The sequence below is a fragment of the Betaproteobacteria bacterium genome (assembly GCA_009377585.1).
In the GTDB taxonomy this organism is placed as follows: domain Bacteria; phylum Pseudomonadota; class Gammaproteobacteria; order Burkholderiales; family WYBJ01; genus WYBJ01.
In genome coordinates, this window is record WHTS01000055.1 from 1 (window position 1) to 17,749 (window position 17,749).

The 17,749-nt window shown below is 65.4% G+C and carries 13 protein-coding genes; 4 read left to right on the forward strand and 9 right to left on the reverse strand.

Going from position 1 to position 17,749, the window contains the following annotated elements; translation table 11 throughout:
* Positions 1–252: 252 nt before the first annotated feature.
* Genes GEV05_17310 through GEV05_17320 form a run of 3 tightly spaced genes read left to right on the forward strand, consistent with a single transcriptional unit; the run spans position 253 to position 3,054 of the window.
* Positions 253–834, forward strand: a complete 582-nt coding sequence (locus GEV05_17310; protein MPZ45114.1) for a hypothetical protein — start codon at positions 253–255, stop codon at positions 832–834.
* A gap of 22 nt (positions 835–856) precedes the next feature.
* Positions 857–1,648 (forward strand): SDR family oxidoreductase, encoded by a 792-nt coding sequence (locus GEV05_17315; GenBank protein MPZ45115.1) that lies wholly within the window; start codon positions 857–859, stop codon positions 1,646–1,648.
* On the forward strand, positions 1,645–3,054 hold the full coding sequence (locus GEV05_17320; GenBank protein MPZ45116.1) for a SidA/IucD/PvdA family monooxygenase: 1,410 nt from the start codon (positions 1,645–1,647) through the stop codon (positions 3,052–3,054). Before GEV05_17315 ends, GEV05_17320 begins: the two co-directional genes overlap by 4 nt.
* On the opposite strand, the gene GEV05_17325 is transcribed toward GEV05_17320, so the two are convergent.
* From GEV05_17325 to GEV05_17345, 5 genes are all read right to left on the reverse strand, one after another.
* Positions 3,029–3,769, reverse strand: a complete 741-nt coding sequence (locus tag GEV05_17325) for a hypothetical protein (GenBank protein ID MPZ45117.1) — start codon at positions 3,767–3,769, stop codon at positions 3,029–3,031. The genes GEV05_17320 and GEV05_17325 overlap by 26 nt on opposite strands.
* 31 nt (positions 3,770–3,800) lie before the next feature.
* Positions 3,801–4,481, reverse strand: a complete 681-nt coding sequence (locus GEV05_17330; GenBank protein MPZ45118.1) for a hypothetical protein — start codon at positions 4,479–4,481, stop codon at positions 3,801–3,803.
* A gap of 1,079 nt (positions 4,482–5,560) precedes the next feature.
* Complete coding sequence (locus GEV05_17335) at positions 5,561–6,988, reverse strand: amidohydrolase family protein (GenBank protein ID MPZ45119.1); 1,428 nt, start codon at positions 6,986–6,988, stop codon at positions 5,561–5,563.
* 125 nt (positions 6,989–7,113) lie between these two features.
* Complete coding sequence (locus GEV05_17340) at positions 7,114–8,637, reverse strand: MmgE/PrpD family protein (protein ID MPZ45120.1); 1,524 nt, start codon at positions 8,635–8,637, stop codon at positions 7,114–7,116.
* Between the two features lie 107 nt (positions 8,638–8,744).
* Complete coding sequence (locus GEV05_17345) at positions 8,745–9,743, reverse strand: tripartite tricarboxylate transporter substrate binding protein (GenBank protein ID MPZ45121.1); 999 nt, start codon at positions 9,741–9,743, stop codon at positions 8,745–8,747.
* A 218-nt stretch (positions 9,744–9,961) separates the two neighbouring features.
* Here GEV05_17345 and GEV05_17350 point away from each other — a divergent pair, with 218 nt between their 5' ends.
* Positions 9,962–11,806: a glycoside hydrolase family 15 protein gene (locus GEV05_17350; protein ID MPZ45122.1), complete on the forward strand. Its 1,845-nt coding sequence runs from the start codon at positions 9,962–9,964 to the stop codon at positions 11,804–11,806.
* A gap of 393 nt (positions 11,807–12,199) precedes the next feature.
* On the opposite strand, the gene GEV05_17355 is transcribed toward GEV05_17350, so the two are convergent.
* The 4 genes from GEV05_17355 to GEV05_17370 form a co-directional block, all read right to left on the reverse strand.
* Positions 12,200–13,303 carry an ATP-binding cassette domain-containing protein gene (locus GEV05_17355; GenBank protein MPZ45123.1) on the reverse strand — a complete coding sequence of 368 codons (1,104 nt, stop codon included), beginning with the start codon at positions 13,301–13,303 and terminating at the stop codon, positions 12,200–12,202.
* 8 nt (positions 13,304–13,311) lie between these two features.
* On the reverse strand, positions 13,312–14,421 hold the full coding sequence (locus GEV05_17360; protein MPZ45124.1) for an ATP-binding cassette domain-containing protein: 1,110 nt from the start codon (positions 14,419–14,421) through the stop codon (positions 13,312–13,314).
* 17 nt (positions 14,422–14,438) lie between these two features.
* Positions 14,439–16,190 (reverse strand): ABC transporter permease subunit, encoded by a 1,752-nt coding sequence (locus GEV05_17365; protein MPZ45125.1) that lies wholly within the window; start codon positions 16,188–16,190, stop codon positions 14,439–14,441.
* Between the two features lie 202 nt (positions 16,191–16,392).
* Positions 16,393–17,739: an extracellular solute-binding protein gene (locus GEV05_17370; GenBank protein ID MPZ45126.1), complete on the reverse strand. Its 1,347-nt coding sequence runs from the start codon at positions 17,737–17,739 to the stop codon at positions 16,393–16,395.
* Positions 17,740–17,749: the final 10 nt, after the last annotated feature.

Consider the following 17,749-nt stretch of genomic DNA (forward strand, 5'->3'; position numbering starts at 1 on the left):
GCAGCCGAGCGCGAGGCCTATCGTTCGGAGCGGCCGGATCCCGCCTTTCTCACCTACGGACCGAAAACGCGCCGCGAGTTTCTCAACTTGCAGGCTTGGGCGGGCTGATCGGCAGCGAACGCTTCTCCGCTGCCTTTGCCGTGGCCCGAGATGACGGTACGATGGCGGAAAGGGCAAGCGATCGGTCACGGCATCGAACGATCGCGGGCCGAGGCGCGCTGGACAACTCGTATTTACACGGAGGAAACCGCGATGGCGCAACCCGTCGATCCGAACGAAGTCCTGATGACCGGGGAGAATTCCTTCATCCGTCTTAGCCTCGATGGCGGCCAGACGCTTTCTTCGCGCGTCAGCCATTGGCGCGTGCTGTGGTGTCCCGCAGGCGCGGGTCATGCGCTGTTCGTGACATCACCCTTGATCGACGGAGCCGTGCAGATCTACAGCGACAACATCGCAGTCGCGCGCTGGCTGCAGGCGACGATCGAGACGCTGCTGTTTCCGGCGTTCGCGAATCTCGAGCTGCCGGTCATGGAGGCCGAGTTCGAGCGCAAGGGCGATCCGCGCTCTTCGGTGGTGGAGACGATCGCCACCGACGTCGATCGCATCGTGCTCACCTGGTACGACTGCATCGAGCCGTTCGTGCTCACCATGGCGCCGGGCATGGGCAACCGGCCGCTCGGTGTCTTCAGCACGTTCTTCCCCGCGCGCTCGGCCCAGCTCGAGATCGCGGGACGGTTCGCGCCAGGCGCACCCTGGATGGAGATGCGGGGCGACCGGCAGTCGACCACTGCCTGCCTCGCCTGGTCGGAAACCTGGGTCAAGCCGCGCGGCTAGCTTCGACAAACGGGGAGGGGGCATGGATCTCGAACTGAAGGGCAAGGTCGCCATCGTCGGCGGCGCAAGCAAAGGGCTGGGACGCGCCTGCGCGCAGGCGCTGGCCGAGGAGGGCTGCAAGCTGGCGATCTGCAGCCGCTCGCAGGTCGATCTCGACACGGCGGCCGAGGAAATCCGGGCTGCGACCGGCGCCGAGGTACTGGTCGTTGCGGGCGACCTCGATCGCTACGACACGATCCGCAGTCTTATCGCAGCCGCGGTGGACCGATTCGGCCGCATCGACATCCTGGTGAACAATTCGGGCGGACCGCCGCTCGCACAGGCGCACGCTGCCACCGAAGAGCAATGGGCCACCGCCGTGCAGCGCTCGCTGCTGTTCTTCTCGCGCATGTCGCGCGAGGCATTGCCGCACCTGAAGGCGATCGGCGCCGGGCGCATCGTCAACATCCTCGCCAGCACCGTCTATCAGCCGATACCGAACCTGGCGCTGTCGGGCGCAACGCGCATGGGCGTGGTGGCGTTCGCGAAAAGCCTCGCCGACGAAGTAGGGCGCGATGGGGTCCTCGTGAACAACGTCTGTCCCGGCTCGATCCTGACCGAGCGCATGCTTTCGAACGTCACGGCGAGGGCACAGCAGAAGGGCATGCCGATCGAGCAGGCGCTGGCCGAACGCGCGGAGGAGACCGCGGTGGGGCGCATCGGCGAACCCCAGGAGCTCGCTCACATCGTGGCTTTCCTCGCCTCCAGCAAGGCAAGCTACATCACCGGCACGACGATGCGCGTCGACGGCGGGCTGGTGCGCTCCGTGCTGTGACCGGCACCAAGTCGGTCTACCAGCGCGGGCTCGATGCGCCGGTCGCGGGCCCGAACCGGCGCGGCAGCCAGCGTGTCGCGATCATCGGCGCCGGTGCCTGCGGCATCTGCGCGGCCAAGTACCTGCTGGAAGTCGGCTTCGACGTATCCGTGTTCGAGATCGGCAGCCAGGTCGGCGGCATGTGGTGGTATCTGAACGACAACGGACGCTCGTCGGCCTATCGGACGCTGCACATCAATACCTCGCGCGGCGTAACGCGCTTCAGCGATCTCGATTTCGATGCTGAGACGCAGGACTTCCCCGATCACGCCGACATGCATCGTTACCTCGTGCGCTATGCCGAGCATTTCGGCGTGACGCCGCGCATCCGTTTTCGTAGCCGGGTCGTGGGGGTGCGCCCGGACTTCGAGCCCGCGCGCGAAGCCCCGAGCTGGCGCCTGGAGCTCACCGACGGAACGGTCGAAACCTTCGATGCCGTAATCGTCGCAACCGGGCATCTCACCCGGCCTTACGAGATCCCGGAGCTGCAACGCTTCGGCGGCGACTATCTGCATTCGCATCATTACAAGGCGCCGGAGCCTTATGTCGGCAAGCGCATCTGCGTGGTCGGCATCGGCAACAGCGCCTGCGACATCGCGAGCGATGTCTGCGTCACTTCGCCGCGCTGCGTGCTGGTCGCGCGCTCGGGCGTTCTGATCCTGCCGAAGCTGTTGTTCGGGCGCGCCTTCACCGACATCACGGCGCAAATCCAGCGTCCCTGGATTCCGCGACCGCTGCGGCGCCGGATCACGCGCTTTCTCACCTGGCTTGCGCACGGCGACCTCACGCGGCTCGGCTTCAAGCGCCCCGAGACGCTCACGCACGTCACGTCCAATGCCACCGTGGTGACCGACATCGCCTACCGGCGCATCGAGGTCAAGGGCGGCATCGCGGGCATCGAGGGCCGCACCATCCGCTTCGATGACGGCACGGCCGAAGAATTCGACGTCTTGATCGCCGCCACCGGCTACCGCATCGACCTCGATGTCGTTGAGCCCGACATCGTGAATGCCGAAGATAACCAGCTCGGGCTTTACATGCGGATCGTGCCGCCGGGCTGGCCAGGCTTGTACTTCATGGGCTTCTTCAATACCGACACCGCGCTCAACATGGTGTTCGAGCACCAGGCGCGCTGGGTGCGCGAGATCCTGCTCGGCAACGCGGTGTTGCCGGATCCGTCAGCGATGCGCCGTACTATCGAGGAACGTGCCGCCTGGTATGCGCGCCAGTACAAGCAAAGCGTACGGCATACCATCGAGGAAGAGCACGTGCGCTACCTGACCGATCTCAGGAAGACGCTGCGGGAGATGCTACAGAGGCGCACGAGCGCCGCGGGCCGGACTACAGGTACCGCGTCGGCCAGTTGATGGTCCGCCACATGTGCGCGGACGCACTCTCGTCGAAGCCCAGACCTTCCTTCGGCTGGCGGAAGTGGCGGCCGACGATATCGGTGAATTCTTCCAGCTCGACATGCACGTTCGGATCGAACGAGTACAGGTCGTTTACGGTCAGCAGGCGCGCACTCATGTAGTACTTGTGATTGCGCGCATATTCGTGGGCACGATCGACATAGGGCTCGGGCTTGAAGTCCGCGCCGAAGAGCCGGATGTAGGATTGCGGATACTCGTAGCCGACCGATTCGTCGGGGTAGAAGCGCAGCGCCTGGTGATAGCGGATGGCGAACGCGACTTCCTCGTCGACATAGGGCTCGACCAGCTGCGCCGCCCAGTAGCCGTGGTCGGCGCGGATGAGGCCGCTGGTGGCGACATCGTGCAGCAGGCAGGCGAGCACGATCTTTTCGCTCGTCCCGTTGTTCTGCGCGAGCCGGGCGCTTTGCAGCATGTGCGTGCATGGCCCGAAGCGGTACTTGAAAAAGTCGAACAGGGTCGGCTTGTCGGGCATGCGCGGCAGGCGCGGATCGGGCCCCATGAGGTGCAGCTTGCCGCGCGTATCTTGCGGCGGCTGCGGCTCTCTTGGATCGCGCTCGCCCGAGGTGTAGATCGTCGACTTGACGATCACGTACCGATCCATTGCCTCGGCGGCAGCGTGATCGGCGGCTTCGGCTAGTTGCAGGCTCGACATGCGCAGATGATCGGCCGGGCGCGGGCGGCTGTCAAGCGGCCACGACAGCGGCCACGGCTCGGGATGCGGTTGCGTCCGCTACTTCGTCCTCGAGCAGATCGAGCAGGTTTTCCATCCATGCGGGCGGTATGCGGTGCCCGATGAACACGATGCGGGTGCGCTCGTCGGCCGAAGGCCAGCGCGCAAGCCATTCGGGCGCATGGTAGACGTGCTGCACGCCGTGGATGACGGCAGGCTGCTGCGGGGTTTCGGCGACTCGAACGATGCCCTTCAGCCGCAGCAGATCCTCGCCACAGTTGTCGGCGAGCGCGGAGAGGAACAACGCGAGGGTGGCTGCGTGCAGCGGCTGGTCGCGGACGAAAGAGCGGGTCGTGACGCCTTCGGTGTGCGCGTGAGTTTCGGGGTCATGAGCGATGTGCGCGACGTGCGCTCGGGTGTGTTTTCCCTCACTTGCAGTGCGCGCATCGGCATGCAGGCCGATGCCGTTCGGCCGGCGCGGACCATGGTCCGCGAATTCCCGGCCGACCCCCCCGGCCCCTCTCCCGGGGGGAGAGGGGAGAATCGAGCTCCCTTGCAAGGAAGCGGTCGAAGGTGCGGAAGAGGGCAGCTCGTGACTCCCCTCTCCCTCTGGGAGAGGGGTCGGGGGTGAGGGAGAATGCAGCGAGCTCGCAAACAGCGTGGCAGGCGTAACCTCGCCGCGAACGATGTTCATGATGCGCGCATCGCCGTTCAGCCTACGCAGCCGCGACGTCAGCGCCGCCGCATCCGCCTGCGGCAAGTCGGTCTTGGTCAGAACGATCGTATCGGCCACAGCCGCCTGGCGCACGGACTCGGGATGCCGATCGAGCGCGGTCAGCCCCGTGATTGCGTCCGCCGTGGTGACGACGCCATCGAGCGTGTATGCCTCGGCCAGCGTTCGATCGGTCATGACCGCATGCAGGATCGGCGCGGGATCGGCAAGGCCGCTCGTTTCGATCACGACCCGTTCGAATCGCGGCAGCTCGCCCATGCTTCGTCGCGCGGCGAGGTCGGCCAGCGTCAGCACGAGATCGCTGCGCACGTGGCAGCACAGGCATCCGGTCGAGAGCCGCACGAAGCTCTCGTCGCTGGTCTCGATGAGGTCGTGGTCGAGAGCGATCTCGCCGAACTCGTTGACGATGACCGCAGTGCGTCCCATCGCGCGATGCCGCAGCAGCCGCGCGAGCAGGGTCGTCTTGCCGCTGCCGAGAAAGCCCGTGAGGATCGTGACCGGAATGCGGCCATCTGCGCGCGAAGCAACACTGCATGTTTCATCGCCACGCTCGACGCTCTTGCCGCGACCGGGCTGCGTCGAATCCGCGCCTGCGCGGGTTGCGAGCGGCGCTGCGGAGAAATCTTGCGGCGGCACATCCGTATCGGGCTGCGTCGAATCTGCTTCTGCGCGCGCTGGCGGTGACGTTGCGACGGAATTTTGCGGCGGCATGCTCGCATCGGGCTGCGGCGCGATCCGGATCGCGCTCCCACGCTCGACGCCGAACGCGCGCCGCAGTGCCGCCAGAATGCCGACGAGCGATCCGCACGGCCGCACGCGCGCCGGCGTGGCGGCCGATGCGCCGTCGTGCCAGCGCACGTACCAGCGAAACGGATCGCCGTCCGGTGCACGCTCGACCGTCGCAATGGCATCCGGCAGTCCTTGCACGACCACGGCGCCCGAAACCGGATCCGCCCGGACTGTCCCCTCGAGCTGCCACAGCGCGAGCGTGTCTTGCAGCAAGCGTGCGAGGCGAATTGCGTCCACGCGCTGCGCCCGGGCTACAACGCCGCACCGCTGCGAATGGGCTCGGAAATCGTGCGCAGCAAATATTCTCCGTCGCTCGGCGCGCCGAGGAAGTTGCCGTTCTCGACCACGATCTTGCCGCGCAGCACCGTGAGCGTGGGCCAGGCATGGACTTCGTGGCCTTCCCACGGCGAGTAGTCCTGCTCGTGCAGCATCTCCTTGCGAACGGTGGTTCGCTTGGCCGGATCGAGCACGGCGATATCGGCATCGGCGCCGGCGGCGATCGCGCCCTTGCGCGGATAAAGCCCCATGATGCGGGCCGCGTTGCTCGACACCAGGTCGACGAACTTCTCCAGGGAGTAACCGCGCCGGCCCACCATCTCGGTATACATGATGGCGACCCGAGGCTCGACGCCGACGTTGCCGCCGGTCGTGTCGTCGATGCGCTTTCCCAGTGTCTTCACGTTGAGCGCGCAGCAGACCTCATCGGTCGCGACCGTGTGAATGGTGCGGTCCACGGTGCCGGCCCAGAGCTCGTTCTGGTCGGCCTGCGACTTGAGCGACGGGTAGGTGTGATAGATCTGGCCGTTGGGGCGCTTGTAGTCTTCTTCGGTATACATCAGGTACTGATGCAGCGTCTCGCCGTACACCGGCAGCCCGCGCGCGCGGGCTTCGCGAATGGCGCGAACCCCGTTGGCGGCGCTGACGTGCATGAAATAGAGCACGATGCCGGGGACGTTCTGCGCCAGCGCAAGGATGCGCCGAAACGACATGTCTTCGGACATTGCGTTGTGCACCTCCGCCATGTGCTCGAAGCCGACGCGCCCTTCGCGGATCAGCTTTTCGTACATATGCATCACGATGTCGTTGTCCTCGCCGTGCATGACGCACATGCCTTGTTCGCGGGCGACCACGCGAAACACTTCCCAGATGTCGCCGAAGTCCACCATGCGCCCGCGGCGGCTGGGGGTGATGTCGGTGGTGAAGATCTTCACCGTGGGATAACCCGAGCGCACCGCAGTGCCGATCTGTTCGAACAGCTCGGGCGGCAACGCACCTTCGACCATGATGTGGAAGCTGTAATCGCAATAGCAGTCGTTGCGCCATTCCGCATGCCGATCGTCGATCGCCTGCTGAATGGTCTTGCCGTGGGTCCAGCGGGCGAAATCGATCAGGGTGGTGGTCCCGCCGTAGAGGGCGGCGCGGCTCACCACCGAAGCGGGATCGGTGTAGACGACGCTGCCATCGGGCTGCGGCGAATACCACTTGCAGTGTACGTGCGGGTCGATGCCGCCCGGCATCACGATCGCGCCGGTCGCGTCGACGATGCGGCGTGCGGCTGCGGCGCCGAAGGTGCCGGCCGCCGCAACCGCGGCGATGCGTTCGCCTTCGATGGCCACGTCGCAGGCGGCCACACCGATCGGTGTGACCACCCGGTCGCTGCGAATCACGAGATCCATCATGGCTTGCTCCTCCAGGATGCTTACGCTTCGATCTTTAGAACCACACCACCTCGTCGCTTCGCGCCACCCCTCCTCATGAGAGGAGGGGAAGGCCACACCCCGCGGCTTCGCGCCACTCCTCCCACCTAGCGGCGCGCGTGCCGGCCGAGCTCGGCGATGGCGTCTCGCATGTCCGGCACGTGGTCGATGTCCGCGCACAGCGACTCGGCGTACGCGATCCCTTCGTCATTGAGCACGAGTCCCGCCAAGCCGCGGAACTTGGCGTGCAGTTCCTCGGGCTGGAACGGGTCGTTGAAGTCGCCCCGGTGACTTTCGCAGGCGTGCGTCGCCTGCCTTCCGTCCTTCAGCGTGACCGTCACGCGGGCCGGCCGCAGCCGCGGCGCGACGGCGCTCATCGCCGGATCTTCACTGACCTGTACGCGCGCTCTCAGCGCGGCGATCGCCGGGTCGTTCAGGGCGCTGTCGTCCATCGCCGCATGATCCAGATCGCCGCGCACCGCCAGCACGGCGGCCGCGTGCGGCAGCGAATACTTGGAGGCGAAGAAGTTGGGCGGCTGCGGATTGCGCATGACCGCAGCGAAGCGGTAGGTTGCCGCCTCGATGCGCTCGATCGCGTCGGGCGCGGGCTGCAGCTCGGCGAGGGCCGCACGCAGGCAGTCGAGCGCGGGGTGGATCGGGTTGCAGCAGGCATAGAGCCGGAAGTAGTTGCGCGTGATCTGCCACTGCGAGCCGAGCCCGTCGAGCAGGCGGGACGCATCGAAGCCGGCTCCCACCATCTGGCCGAGCGCTTCCTCGATGGCATCGTCCTGCGCTTCGAAGCCGGCGAGCGTCAATTCGGACGCGAGCGCACCCACGAATCCGCTCATGCCGCCGGCGACGTTGAGCGCGGTGGCCCCGGCAACCACGTTGGTGTAGCTCGGCGTGAGCAGCAGTGTGGTCGAGATGCGCATCGCACGGCTGATGCCGGTGGCATCGAGCCCGCACAGGCGGGCGCCGGCCGCGGCGGCGGCGAGCAACGAGGCCTGACCATTCTGATGCGCGAGCGGACGCGGCGTGAAGACGCTGCACAAGCGCCCGGCCACCTCGTAACCGAGGATCAGCGCGGATAGCAATGTTCGCCCGCTGCTGGCACGAGACTCCGACAACGCCAGAATTCCCGGCAGCACCTGCATGGCGGCCTGGCCCGATACGAGGCGCAAGCCCTCGCAGAGCTCGATCGCACGCCCGGCGATGCCGTTGAGCAGGGCAGCGGAGCGCGGGTCGTGGTGCGGCCAGGCGCGCGCCCACACCGATGCGCCCATGCCGGCGCCGCGGGCGAGTTGCTCATGGAGCGAGCGCACTTCGGGTCGTTCACTGCCCGCGAGGATGACGCCAAGCGTGTCGAGCAGCACGAGCTTCGCGTGACTGCGCACCCGCTCGGGGATATCGTCATGACTCGTGGCGGCGACGAAGCGCGCGAGCTCTTCGACTTCTCGACCCATCTTCTGTCCTCGTTCCTGCGACCTCTCGCTTCTGTCAGCTTGTCTTCCCTCTCCCTTCGGGAGAGGGATCGAGGGTGAGGGAAAATTATGCGCCGTGCTCATGACTTCCCTCACTTGCAGTGCGCGCATCGGCATGCACGCCGATGCCGTTCGGCCGGCGCGGACCATGGTCCGCGAATTCCCGGCCTCACCCCCCAGCCCCTCTCCCGAGGGGAGAGGGGAGAGGGGAGTCACGCTGCCTGCTGGTGCGGGCCGGGTTCCTGGGTAGGGCGCATCTACTCCAGCTTGATGCCGGCCTGCTGGATGATCTTGGTCCAGCGCGCCACTTCCGAGCGCACGAAGCGTTCGAACTCCGCGGGCGAACTGCCGACGGGCTTCGCACCCTGCTTCGTGGTCCGGCTGCGGATGTCGGAGCTCTGCATCGCGGCTGTCGTCTCGCGGCTCAATTGCTCGATGATCGAGGACGGCGTGCCTTTGGGCGCCATCAGGCCGAACCATCCGATCACCTCGTAGTCCTTGATGCCCGCTTCGATCGCGGTTGGCACGTCGGGCAACGCCGGCGAGCGCTCGCGCGTGGAGACCGCAAGCGCACGCAGCCGATTCGACTGGATGAGCGCCAGCACCGTCTCCAGGGTATTGAAAGCCGTGGTGGCTTCGCCGCTCATGACCGCCGTCGTGGTCGCGCCGCCGCCCTTGTAGGGCACGTGCGTGATCTTCGTCTTGGAAACGATGCCGAACAGGGCCCCCGCCAGGTGCATCGCGCTGCCCGGTCCGGCCGAAGCGTAGAGAACGTCGCCGGGCCGCTCACGCGCGAGGCGCACGAAGTCCTGCAGGTTCTTTGCCGGGAACGAAGGCAGCACGACGATGACATGCGGCACGCTTACCGCTTGCGAGACGCGCACGAAATCCTCGATCGGGTTGTAGCGCAGCTTGGGATAAAGGCCCGGGCTGAACGAGAACGAGGCCGAGGTCATGAGAAACGTGTAGCCGTCGGCGGGTGCACGCGCAACGTATTCCGTGCCGATCGTGGAACCCGCGCCGGGCCGGTTCTCGACGATGAACTGCTGGCCCAGGCGTTCGCTGAAGCGCTGCGCGAGGATGCGGGCGAAGATGTCGGTGCCGCCGCCGGCGCCGAACGGCGTGACGATGCGCACGTTGCGCTCGGGCCATTTCTGTGCGGCGGCATCGCCGGGATGCATGGATACGCCCAGAGCAACGAGCGTGACGCAGAGTGCGGTACGAATGAAGCGGTGCTTGCGTGTGGATACGAACATGACCCTGCCTGTCGCCGGTGATTGTCGTCATGATAACCCGGCGCGATGCGGGCATGTTTGCCCCGTGGGCGCGTGGAACCGCCGCGGGCACGACGCCTGCAACGATGGGTGCGGCGGCGATTCGAGCATTTGCTGACTCGCGTACGGGCTGAGCGCCGGAACTTTCGAATCGCTGAGCGTCGGAACTTTCGAATCTCTTGGGAGCCTCAATCGCTATCGTGGCAAGCAAGATCGAAGATTATGCGCTGGTCGGCGACTGCCGCACGGCCGCACTGGTCGGCCGCAACGGCTCGGTCGACTGGCTTTGCTTCCCGCGCTTCGATTCGGGCGCGTGTTTCGCGGCCTTGCTCGGATCGAACGAAAACGGCTGCTGGTCGCTGGCGCCCAGGCACGAAGTACGCAATGTACGTCGTGCCTACCGGGGCGACACCCTGATCCTGGAAACCGAATTCGATACCGGCGCCGGACGGGCGAAGGTCATCGACTGGATGACGCCGGGATCGAGCGGTCCGCATCTGTTTCGCCTGGTCGAGGGCATCGACGGCGAGGTGCCGATGTGCCTGGAGCTCGTCATCCGCTTCGACTACGGCTCCATCGTACCCTGGGTGCGACGCACACCACGGGGCTTGCGCGCAGTCGCAGGGCCTGATTCGTTGTATCTGTTCACCGCCGTGGGTCTGCGCGGCGAGAACATGCACACCACGGCCGAGTTCGTCGTGCACGCGGGCGAGCGGGTCGGCTTCGAGCTCGCATGGCGCAGCACCTACGATGCACCACCGGCCGAAAGCGACATCGAGGCGACCCTGCGCGATACCGAAGCATGGTGGAAGGAATGGGCGGGACGCTGCCGCTACGGTGGCGAATGGCGCGATCCGGTCATGCGTTCGATGATCACGCTCAAGGCCCTGACGTACGCCCCGACCGGCGGCATCGTGGCCGCCGTCACCACGTCGCTGCCGGAGAAAATCGGCGGCGTGCGCAACTGGGACTATCGCTACTGCTGGCTGCGCGATGCGACCTTTGCCCTCTATGCCTTGATCAACGGCGGCTATATGGGCGAAGCGCGCGCCTGGCGGGAATGGCTGGTGAACGCGGTTGCCGGCCGCCCGGACGACTTGAACATCATGTATGGCCTGTCGGGCGAACGCCGGCTGACCGAGCTCACGCTCGATTGGCTGCCCGGCTACGAGAATTCCAAGCCGGTGCGCATCGGCAATGCCGCCTGGCAGCAGCATCAGCTTGACGTCTACGGCGAGGTGATCGACTCGCTGCACCTTGCGCGCCGCGTCGGCCTCGAACCGAGCGAAGATGCCTGGCGCATCGAATGCGAGATGATGCGTTTCCTCGAGAACGACTGGGACCAGCCGGACGAAGGCATCTGGGAGGTGCGGGGACCGAGGCGACAGTTCACGCATTCGAAGCTGATGGCGTGGGTTGCCGTGGACCGGGCGGTGAAGTCGGTCGAGCAGTTCGGGCTCAAAGGACCGGTGGAGCGCTGGCGCAGCCTGGCCACGCAAATTCGCCGCGACATCGACGAGCAAGGATTCGATCGGGACTTGGGTTCGTACGTGCAGTACTACGGCAGCAAGATGATCGACGCCAGCCTGCTGATGATGCCTCTGGTCGGGTACTTGCCGGCGACCGATAAGCGCATCGTCGGTACGGTCGCCGCGGTGGAGCGCTACCTCATGCGCGAGGGCCTGGTCGATCGTTACCGAACCAGCGAGCATATCGACGGTCTGCCCGAGGGCGAGGGCGCCTTCCTCGCGTGCACGTTCTGGTACGCCGACAATCTCGCCCTGCAGGGCCGCTACGACGAAGCGCGCCGTTGTTTCGAGCGCTTGCTTACGTTACGCAACGACGTGGGGCTGCTGGCCGAGGAATACGATCTCGACCGTCGCCGCCTGATCGGCAATTTTCCTCAGGCATTCTCCCATGTGGGACTGGTCAATACGGCGAGGAACCTGTCCGCGGCCGGCGGCCCGGCGGAGGATCGGAAAAAGGAAGGCCGCGACGCGGCAGGGGAAGGCCGCAACGCGGCAGGGGTAACACAGCCCCGCTAGGCTCGCGCGAGCCAGGAACTTCCTGCGATTATTGATCGTTCCGTATTGGACGACAGTCCAATACGGACGCGACGCTCCCCTCTCCCCCCGGGAGAGGGGTTGGGGGTGAGGGACGAGCGTGACATGAAATAGGGAACGCTCGATAAACCCGTGCGCCATGGCAACGATGCGCTCCGCTGTCAGGCCAGCAAGCCGGTATCCAATCCGGCCGCCACATTTTCATAGCCGAGAACACGGCCCGACCGACCGCGATGAATGCTTTCGGATGGCGAAGGAGAAAGCCCCAGCAGCCTGGTGAGCCCGTGGTGTGCGGGCATCCCTCGCCGCGACAATCCCCAAATGGTCGATGACGAGCAGCGCCGGTTGCTTCCACCCGCGCTTTGGACAGGAGGACTACTGGCTCAGGCAAACGCCATGCTGCGGCTGGAAGTTCAGGTATACGCGTTGATCCGGCGCCAGGCGCTCGAAGTGATCGATCTGCACGCCCAGCTCGTAGCGGCCGACGCGCAGGCGGCAATCGAGAAAATTGCCCAGGTAGACCGTGTCGATGATCCGCGCTTCGATGACATTGACGTTGCCGGCCTGATCCGGAGGCTCGAGGTGCAGGCGGAGATCCTCGGGCCGAATGCTCAGGATGATGGGCTGGCCGACCTGAACGCCGTTCAATCTGCTCGCGCGCAGGTAAAGCGGCGCACAACCTTCCCCCGGTGCCACTTCGAGCTCGCAGAATTCGCCGTCGCGCGCGATCAGGCGAGCCTGCAGCAGATTGGCGACACCGAGAAAGTTCGCCACGAAGGCATTGGCGGGCCGCGCGTAGAGCGTTTTCGGATCGCCGATCTGCTGGATGATGCCCTTGTCCATGACGACAATGCGATCGCTCATCACCAGCGCTTCGGTCTGATCGTGGGTGACGTAGATCGACGTGATTCCGACCTCGCGTTGCAAGCGCGCGAGCTCGTCGCGCAATTGTTCGCGCAGCTTGGCATCGAGGTTGCTCAAGGGCTCGTCGAAGAGAATGACCTCCGGCTGATAGACGATGGCGCGAGCGAGCGCGACCCGTTGGCGCTGTCCGCCCGAGAGCCGGTTCGCGTAGCGATCGGCCAGATGCGCCAGCCCGACCCGCTCCAGCACTTCGCGGGTGAGCCGTTTAATTTCGGCGCGGCTGGTGCGCCGCACGCGCAGCCCATAGGCGACGTTGTCGAACACCGTCATGTGCGGCCACACCGCATAGCTCTGGAACACCATGCCGATGTTGCGCTGCTCCGGGGCGAGAAATAGCGCGCGCGGCTGCGAGGCGACGGTCCTGCCGCCGATCGCGATCTCACCGCCGTCCGGATTTTCGAGACCTGCAATGCAGCGCAGCGTGGTCGTCTTGCCGCACCCCGACGGCCCCAGCAGCGTGACGAATTCGCCTTGCCTTACCGATAGATCGAAGCCGCGCACGGCCGCTTCCGAGCCGAAGCGCTTGTCCAGAGCACGGATCTCGACGAAGCTCATGCATCCCTCTATGGCCGCACCGCGCGCGAATGTTTCGGGTCGGGGTAGAGGTAGACCCGATCGCCGCGCGCGAGCATCTCGCGCGGATGCGCCAGAACCTTCCATTCGAAGCTTCCCCAGCGCACGCGGCAATCGATGCAATTGCCGAGGAAGATGGTGTGCGTGATCTCGCCTTCGATGTGCGGGTCGCCGTTGGGCTGCGGCAGCGCCTTGACGTTCTCGGGGCGCACGCAAAGCAGGGCCGAATCCCCCTCGGCAATGCCCTCGCCGAGCAGGCAGGGTACGACGACGCCGCGGCCGTCGTGCGAAACCTCGATCTCGCCGCGGCCCGGCGCGGTTACCCGCAGCACCCGGCCCTCGAGCAGGTTCGCGACCCCGATGAAGTTGCTGACATAGCGGTTCACCGGGCGGGCATAGATGTCGTGCGCGGAGCCGCGCTGCTCGATCCGCCCCTTGCTCATGACGATGATCTCGTCGCTCATGACCAGTGCCTCGGCCTGGTCGTGCGTCACGTACACCGAGGTGATGCCGACCTCGCGCTGGATGCGCTTGATCTCGGTGCGCATCTGCTCGCGCAGTTTCAGGTCGAGGTTGCTCAGCGGCTCGTCGAACAGCAGCAGCTTGGGGCGAAACACGATGGCCCGAGCGAGCGCCGCCCGCTGCTGTTGTCCACCCGAAAGCTGGGTGGCGAGCTTGCCGGCGAATTCCTGCAGGCCGACCAGGCGCAGCGCCGCGTCGACGCGCTCGGCAATCTCGGCCGGGTCGAGCTTGCGGATGGAAAGCGGGTAGGCGACGTTCTCGGTCACGGTCATGTGCGGCCAGATGGCGTAGCTCTGGAACACCATGCCGATGTCGCGCTTCTCGGGCGGGACGAAAACACCACGCGCGGGCGATGAATACGGAACCCCGCCCACGGCGATCTCACCCACGTCGAAGCGATGCAGGCCCGCGATGCACATGAGCGTGGTGGTCTTGCCGCAACCCGAGGGTCCGAGCAGCGTGAGGAGCTTTGCGCGCGCAACGGCGAACGACACCTCGTCGACGGCGCGGTCGTCGCCGAAGTATTTCACGAGACCGGTGACGGCGAGATAGGCGGTCTCGGCAGGTGTGGCTTGCATGGCGGGGTTCTCGATTCTCAGGCGCTGATCGCCTCGTCACCCGCGACGCGCCGGAACAGCACGATGCACCCGAGCAGCACCACCGTCTGAGCCACCGAGAGCGCACAGGTCAGCGGTTCGTTCTCGAAGTTCGCGAGATAGTAGACGCCGACCGAAAGCGTCTCGGTGCCGGTCGTGTACAGGATGATCGATATCGACAGCTCGCGCAGGAAGATGATGAACAGCAGGATCCAGCCGGCGAAGATGCCGGGCTTGAGCAACGGGATGGTCACGCGCTTGAGCGTGGTGAGCCAGGATGCTCCGGCCATGCGGGAGCTCTGGTCGAGCTCCTCGGACAAGGTGACGAGCACGGCGGATACGCTGCGCTGGCCATACGGAAAGAAGCGGGTGATGTAGCCCAGCAGCAGGATCCAGAGCGTCGCATACAGCGGTGTCTGGATGTAGGTCACCAGCACGCCCATCGCCAGCACGATCCCCGGGAAGCCGATCGGCACCGTGCACATGAAATCCAGCAGCCGGGAACCGAAGCCCTTGCGGCGCTGGATCATGTAGCTCACCGGCAGCGCCACCACCATGGCGATGGTCGCTCCGGCGAAGGCGAGGATGAAGCTGTTGATGATGCCGTTGGTGGCGGCCGAGATGCTTTCCGGATCCCAGAAGAACAGCACCTTCTTGTAGTTGTGCAGCGTGAGGTCGCGCGCAATGATCTCGCCTTCCCACACCGGGTGCAGGCTCACGACCAGCAGGCACAGTAGCGGCAGCACCACCGCCACCAGGACGAAGGTGAGGTTGTAGCCCAGGGCGACCCACTTCCAGCGCCCCAGGTCGACCACGTTGGGACGGAATCCTTTGCCCGTCACTGTGGTGAAGTCCTTGGGCGCGATGATCCGCTGCTGAATCCAGACGAACACCGCGGTGATCAGCCCCAGCGCCATCGCCATGGTGGCGCCCATGTAGTGATTGGCGTCATCGCCCACGGCCTTGGAGAAGATCTGGGTGGTGAAGGTCTCGTAGCCATAGGGCGCGCCGAGCTTGAAGGGCACGCCGAACTCGCCCGCGGTCGTGACGAACACGATGATGGCGCCGGAGAGGATTCCGGGCAGCACCAGCGGCAGCGTGACCGTGAAAGTGGTGCGCAGGAGTCCGGCCCCGGTCGTGCGCGCGCTGTCTTCGAGCGAAGGATCCATGCGGCGCAACGCCCCGACCACGAACAGGTAGACCAGGGGTGCGAAGAATATCCCGGTGACCCAGATGATGCCGTAGAGATTGTCGACGTTGATGAGGTGGCCCTGGATGCCGAACAGATCGCGTGCCCATACGTTCAGCAGCCCGGTCCTGGACGCGCCGAGGTTGTGCCAGGCGATCGCGCCGACGAAGGGGCTCAGGAAGAACGGGATCAGGTTGATCGGCTCGAGCTTGTCGCGCCAGGGGCAGTTGGTGCGGGCGTTGATCCAGGCGAGCGACACGCCGAGAAAGGTCGCGAGCAGGGTGGCACCGGTGCAGATCAGGATGGTGTTGACGAATGCCTTGGCGATGAGCCGATCGGAAAAGAGCGCGCGGTAGTTCTTGAGCCCCCACTCGGTATCGAACCCCAGGGGGTCGAGGACGCGAAAGCTGCTCACGATCATCGTGGCGAGCGGCAGCAGGACCACGACCGCGATCAGGACGCCCGCGATCACGGTGACGACGGACTCCTGCGTGAGCGCGCTGCGCCACCGTCTCGCGGCGGGCGCTTGCTGCAGGCCTTCGAGGGTCGTTTCGGGCGGCATGACGGGGGTGCGCGATCTCGAACTGGTGTCCTGGGTCAAAAGTTCGACACCCCCGCGAACGCGAGGGTCCAGGCGCAGTCTCGTTCTGGATTCCCGCTTGCGCGGGAATGACGAATTACAACCAATTTACGATTCACCACATTAGCGCGGTCGATGCACTCGAATGACGCCAATCGGCGCGCTCGATCGTCGGCTCTGCCCTCTAGCGGAAGCGCTCTTTCCAGGCCTCGCGCACGCTTTCGAACTGCTTCTGCGCGGCCACCCAGTCCTTGATGCCGAGCAGCTTTATCGTGTTGATATCGAGCAGATAAGGCTTGGCGGCGGCGGGCGGCGAATAGCCGTCGAGGAAGGTGTAGACCGCCTCGCCTTGAACCACCACATCGGCGCCCTCTTTGGTGAGCAGGAACTCGATCAGCAGCTTGCCGGCGTTGGGATGGGGCGCGCCCTTGAGCACGGCTGCCTGATTGCCCAGCATCACCTGGCCTTCCTTGAAGTGGCCGATCTTCAGCACCTTGGAAAGCTCGGCTTTCTTCAGCACGTTCTGGTAGACGCGCCCGGCCAGGTTCCACATGTCGAGCGGGCGCTCGCACGAGATCACCATCTGCATCTTGGGCTCGCTGCGGAATTCCACCAGCGGGTCGGTGGCCTCGAGCTTGTCCCACATGGCATTCACGTCCATGCCCGCTTCCATGAGCGCGATCACGGTGTTGGTGTACGTAAAGCTCTTGGTGATGTCGGGCGAGATGGTCTTGCCCTTGAGCGAAGGCTGCAGCACATCTGCATACGAGTCGGCCTTGAAGTTTGCCATGCCCGGACAGGACGTATTCCAGACCGGCTGGAAGGTGTAGGCGAAGGGCACGACCGCATAGGGATAGTTCGAGTATTGCCCGGCCTTCTTGATGAGCTTCAGGTGATTCTTCCAGTGCGCGCTGTCGAGCTTCTCGAAGGCGCCGCGTTTGGCGGCCTCGGCGAAGAAACCCGGGGCGCTGACCAGGTGCACGTCCACCGTGAAGCGGCCGGCCTTGATCTCCTGGCGCACCTGCGCCACCGTCTGGCCCGTTCCCTTGCGCAGATTGTTGAACTCGAAGTCCGGACCCAGGTTGTAGTGCTTGATGAACGCCTCGCCCAGGCGTTGCGCGGTCTCGTCGCTGAACAGCGGATTGATGATCGTGACCGCGCCCTCTTTCTTGGCCAGCGGCACGAGCTTCTGTTCCTGCGGGCTCAAGGTCGCCGCGGCAGCCGTTGTGGCGAGGCCGCACGCGAGCAGCAAGCACGCGAGTAGTGTGTGGATGCGAATGTCATTGCCGAGCACCATTACACGCTCCTCTGGTCGAGGTGAGGACCCATGGACAAAAAGCGGACAAAAAGACCAAAGCGGCCAAAAGCGGGAAGTCCCGCCTTGAGCCGGGATGCATGAGCCCCTGGGACGGGGCAGGATGTGAACGACAGAACCGGGTACACACGCCAGTTCGCCGTCATAATGACGCCGCCGGCGAACGCAGCACAGGCTTGGCCTTGCTAATGATTCCAGTGTGGCATGCAGGGGCATTGTGCACCAA

Bases quoted from the DNA above. Each gene is read 5' to 3' on its own strand.
- GEV05_17335 (MPZ45119.1), bottom strand. From the start codon at position 6,988: ATGATGGATCTCGTGATTCGCAGCGACCGGGTGGTCACACCGATCGGT.
- GEV05_17330 (MPZ45118.1), bottom strand. From the start codon at position 4,481: ATGAACATCGTTCGCGGCGAGGTTACGCCTGCCACGCTGTTTGCGAGC.
- GEV05_17325 (MPZ45117.1), bottom strand. From the start codon at position 3,769: ATGTCGAGCCTGCAACTAGCCGAAGCCGCCGATCACGCTGCCGCCGAG.
- GEV05_17310 (MPZ45114.1), top strand. From the start codon at position 253: ATGGCGCAACCCGTCGATCCGAACGAAGTCCTGATGACCGGGGAGAAT.
- GEV05_17365 (MPZ45125.1), bottom strand. From the start codon at position 16,190: ATGCCGCCCGAAACGACCCTCGAAGGCCTGCAGCAAGCGCCCGCCGCG.
- GEV05_17315 (MPZ45115.1), top strand. From the start codon at position 857: ATGGATCTCGAACTGAAGGGCAAGGTCGCCATCGTCGGCGGCGCAAGC.
- GEV05_17340 (MPZ45120.1), bottom strand. From the start codon at position 8,637: ATGGTCCGCGCCGGCCGAACGGCATCGGCGTGCATGCCGATGCGCGCA.
- GEV05_17370 (MPZ45126.1), bottom strand. From the start codon at position 17,739: ATGCCCCTGCATGCCACACTGGAATCATTAGCAAGGCCAAGCCTGTGC.
- GEV05_17345 (MPZ45121.1), bottom strand. From the start codon at position 9,743: ATGTTCGTATCCACACGCAAGCACCGCTTCATTCGTACCGCACTCTGC.
- GEV05_17355 (MPZ45123.1), bottom strand. From the start codon at position 13,303: ATGAGCTTCGTCGAGATCCGTGCTCTGGACAAGCGCTTCGGCTCGGAA.
- GEV05_17360 (MPZ45124.1), bottom strand. From the start codon at position 14,421: ATGCAAGCCACACCTGCCGAGACCGCCTATCTCGCCGTCACCGGTCTC.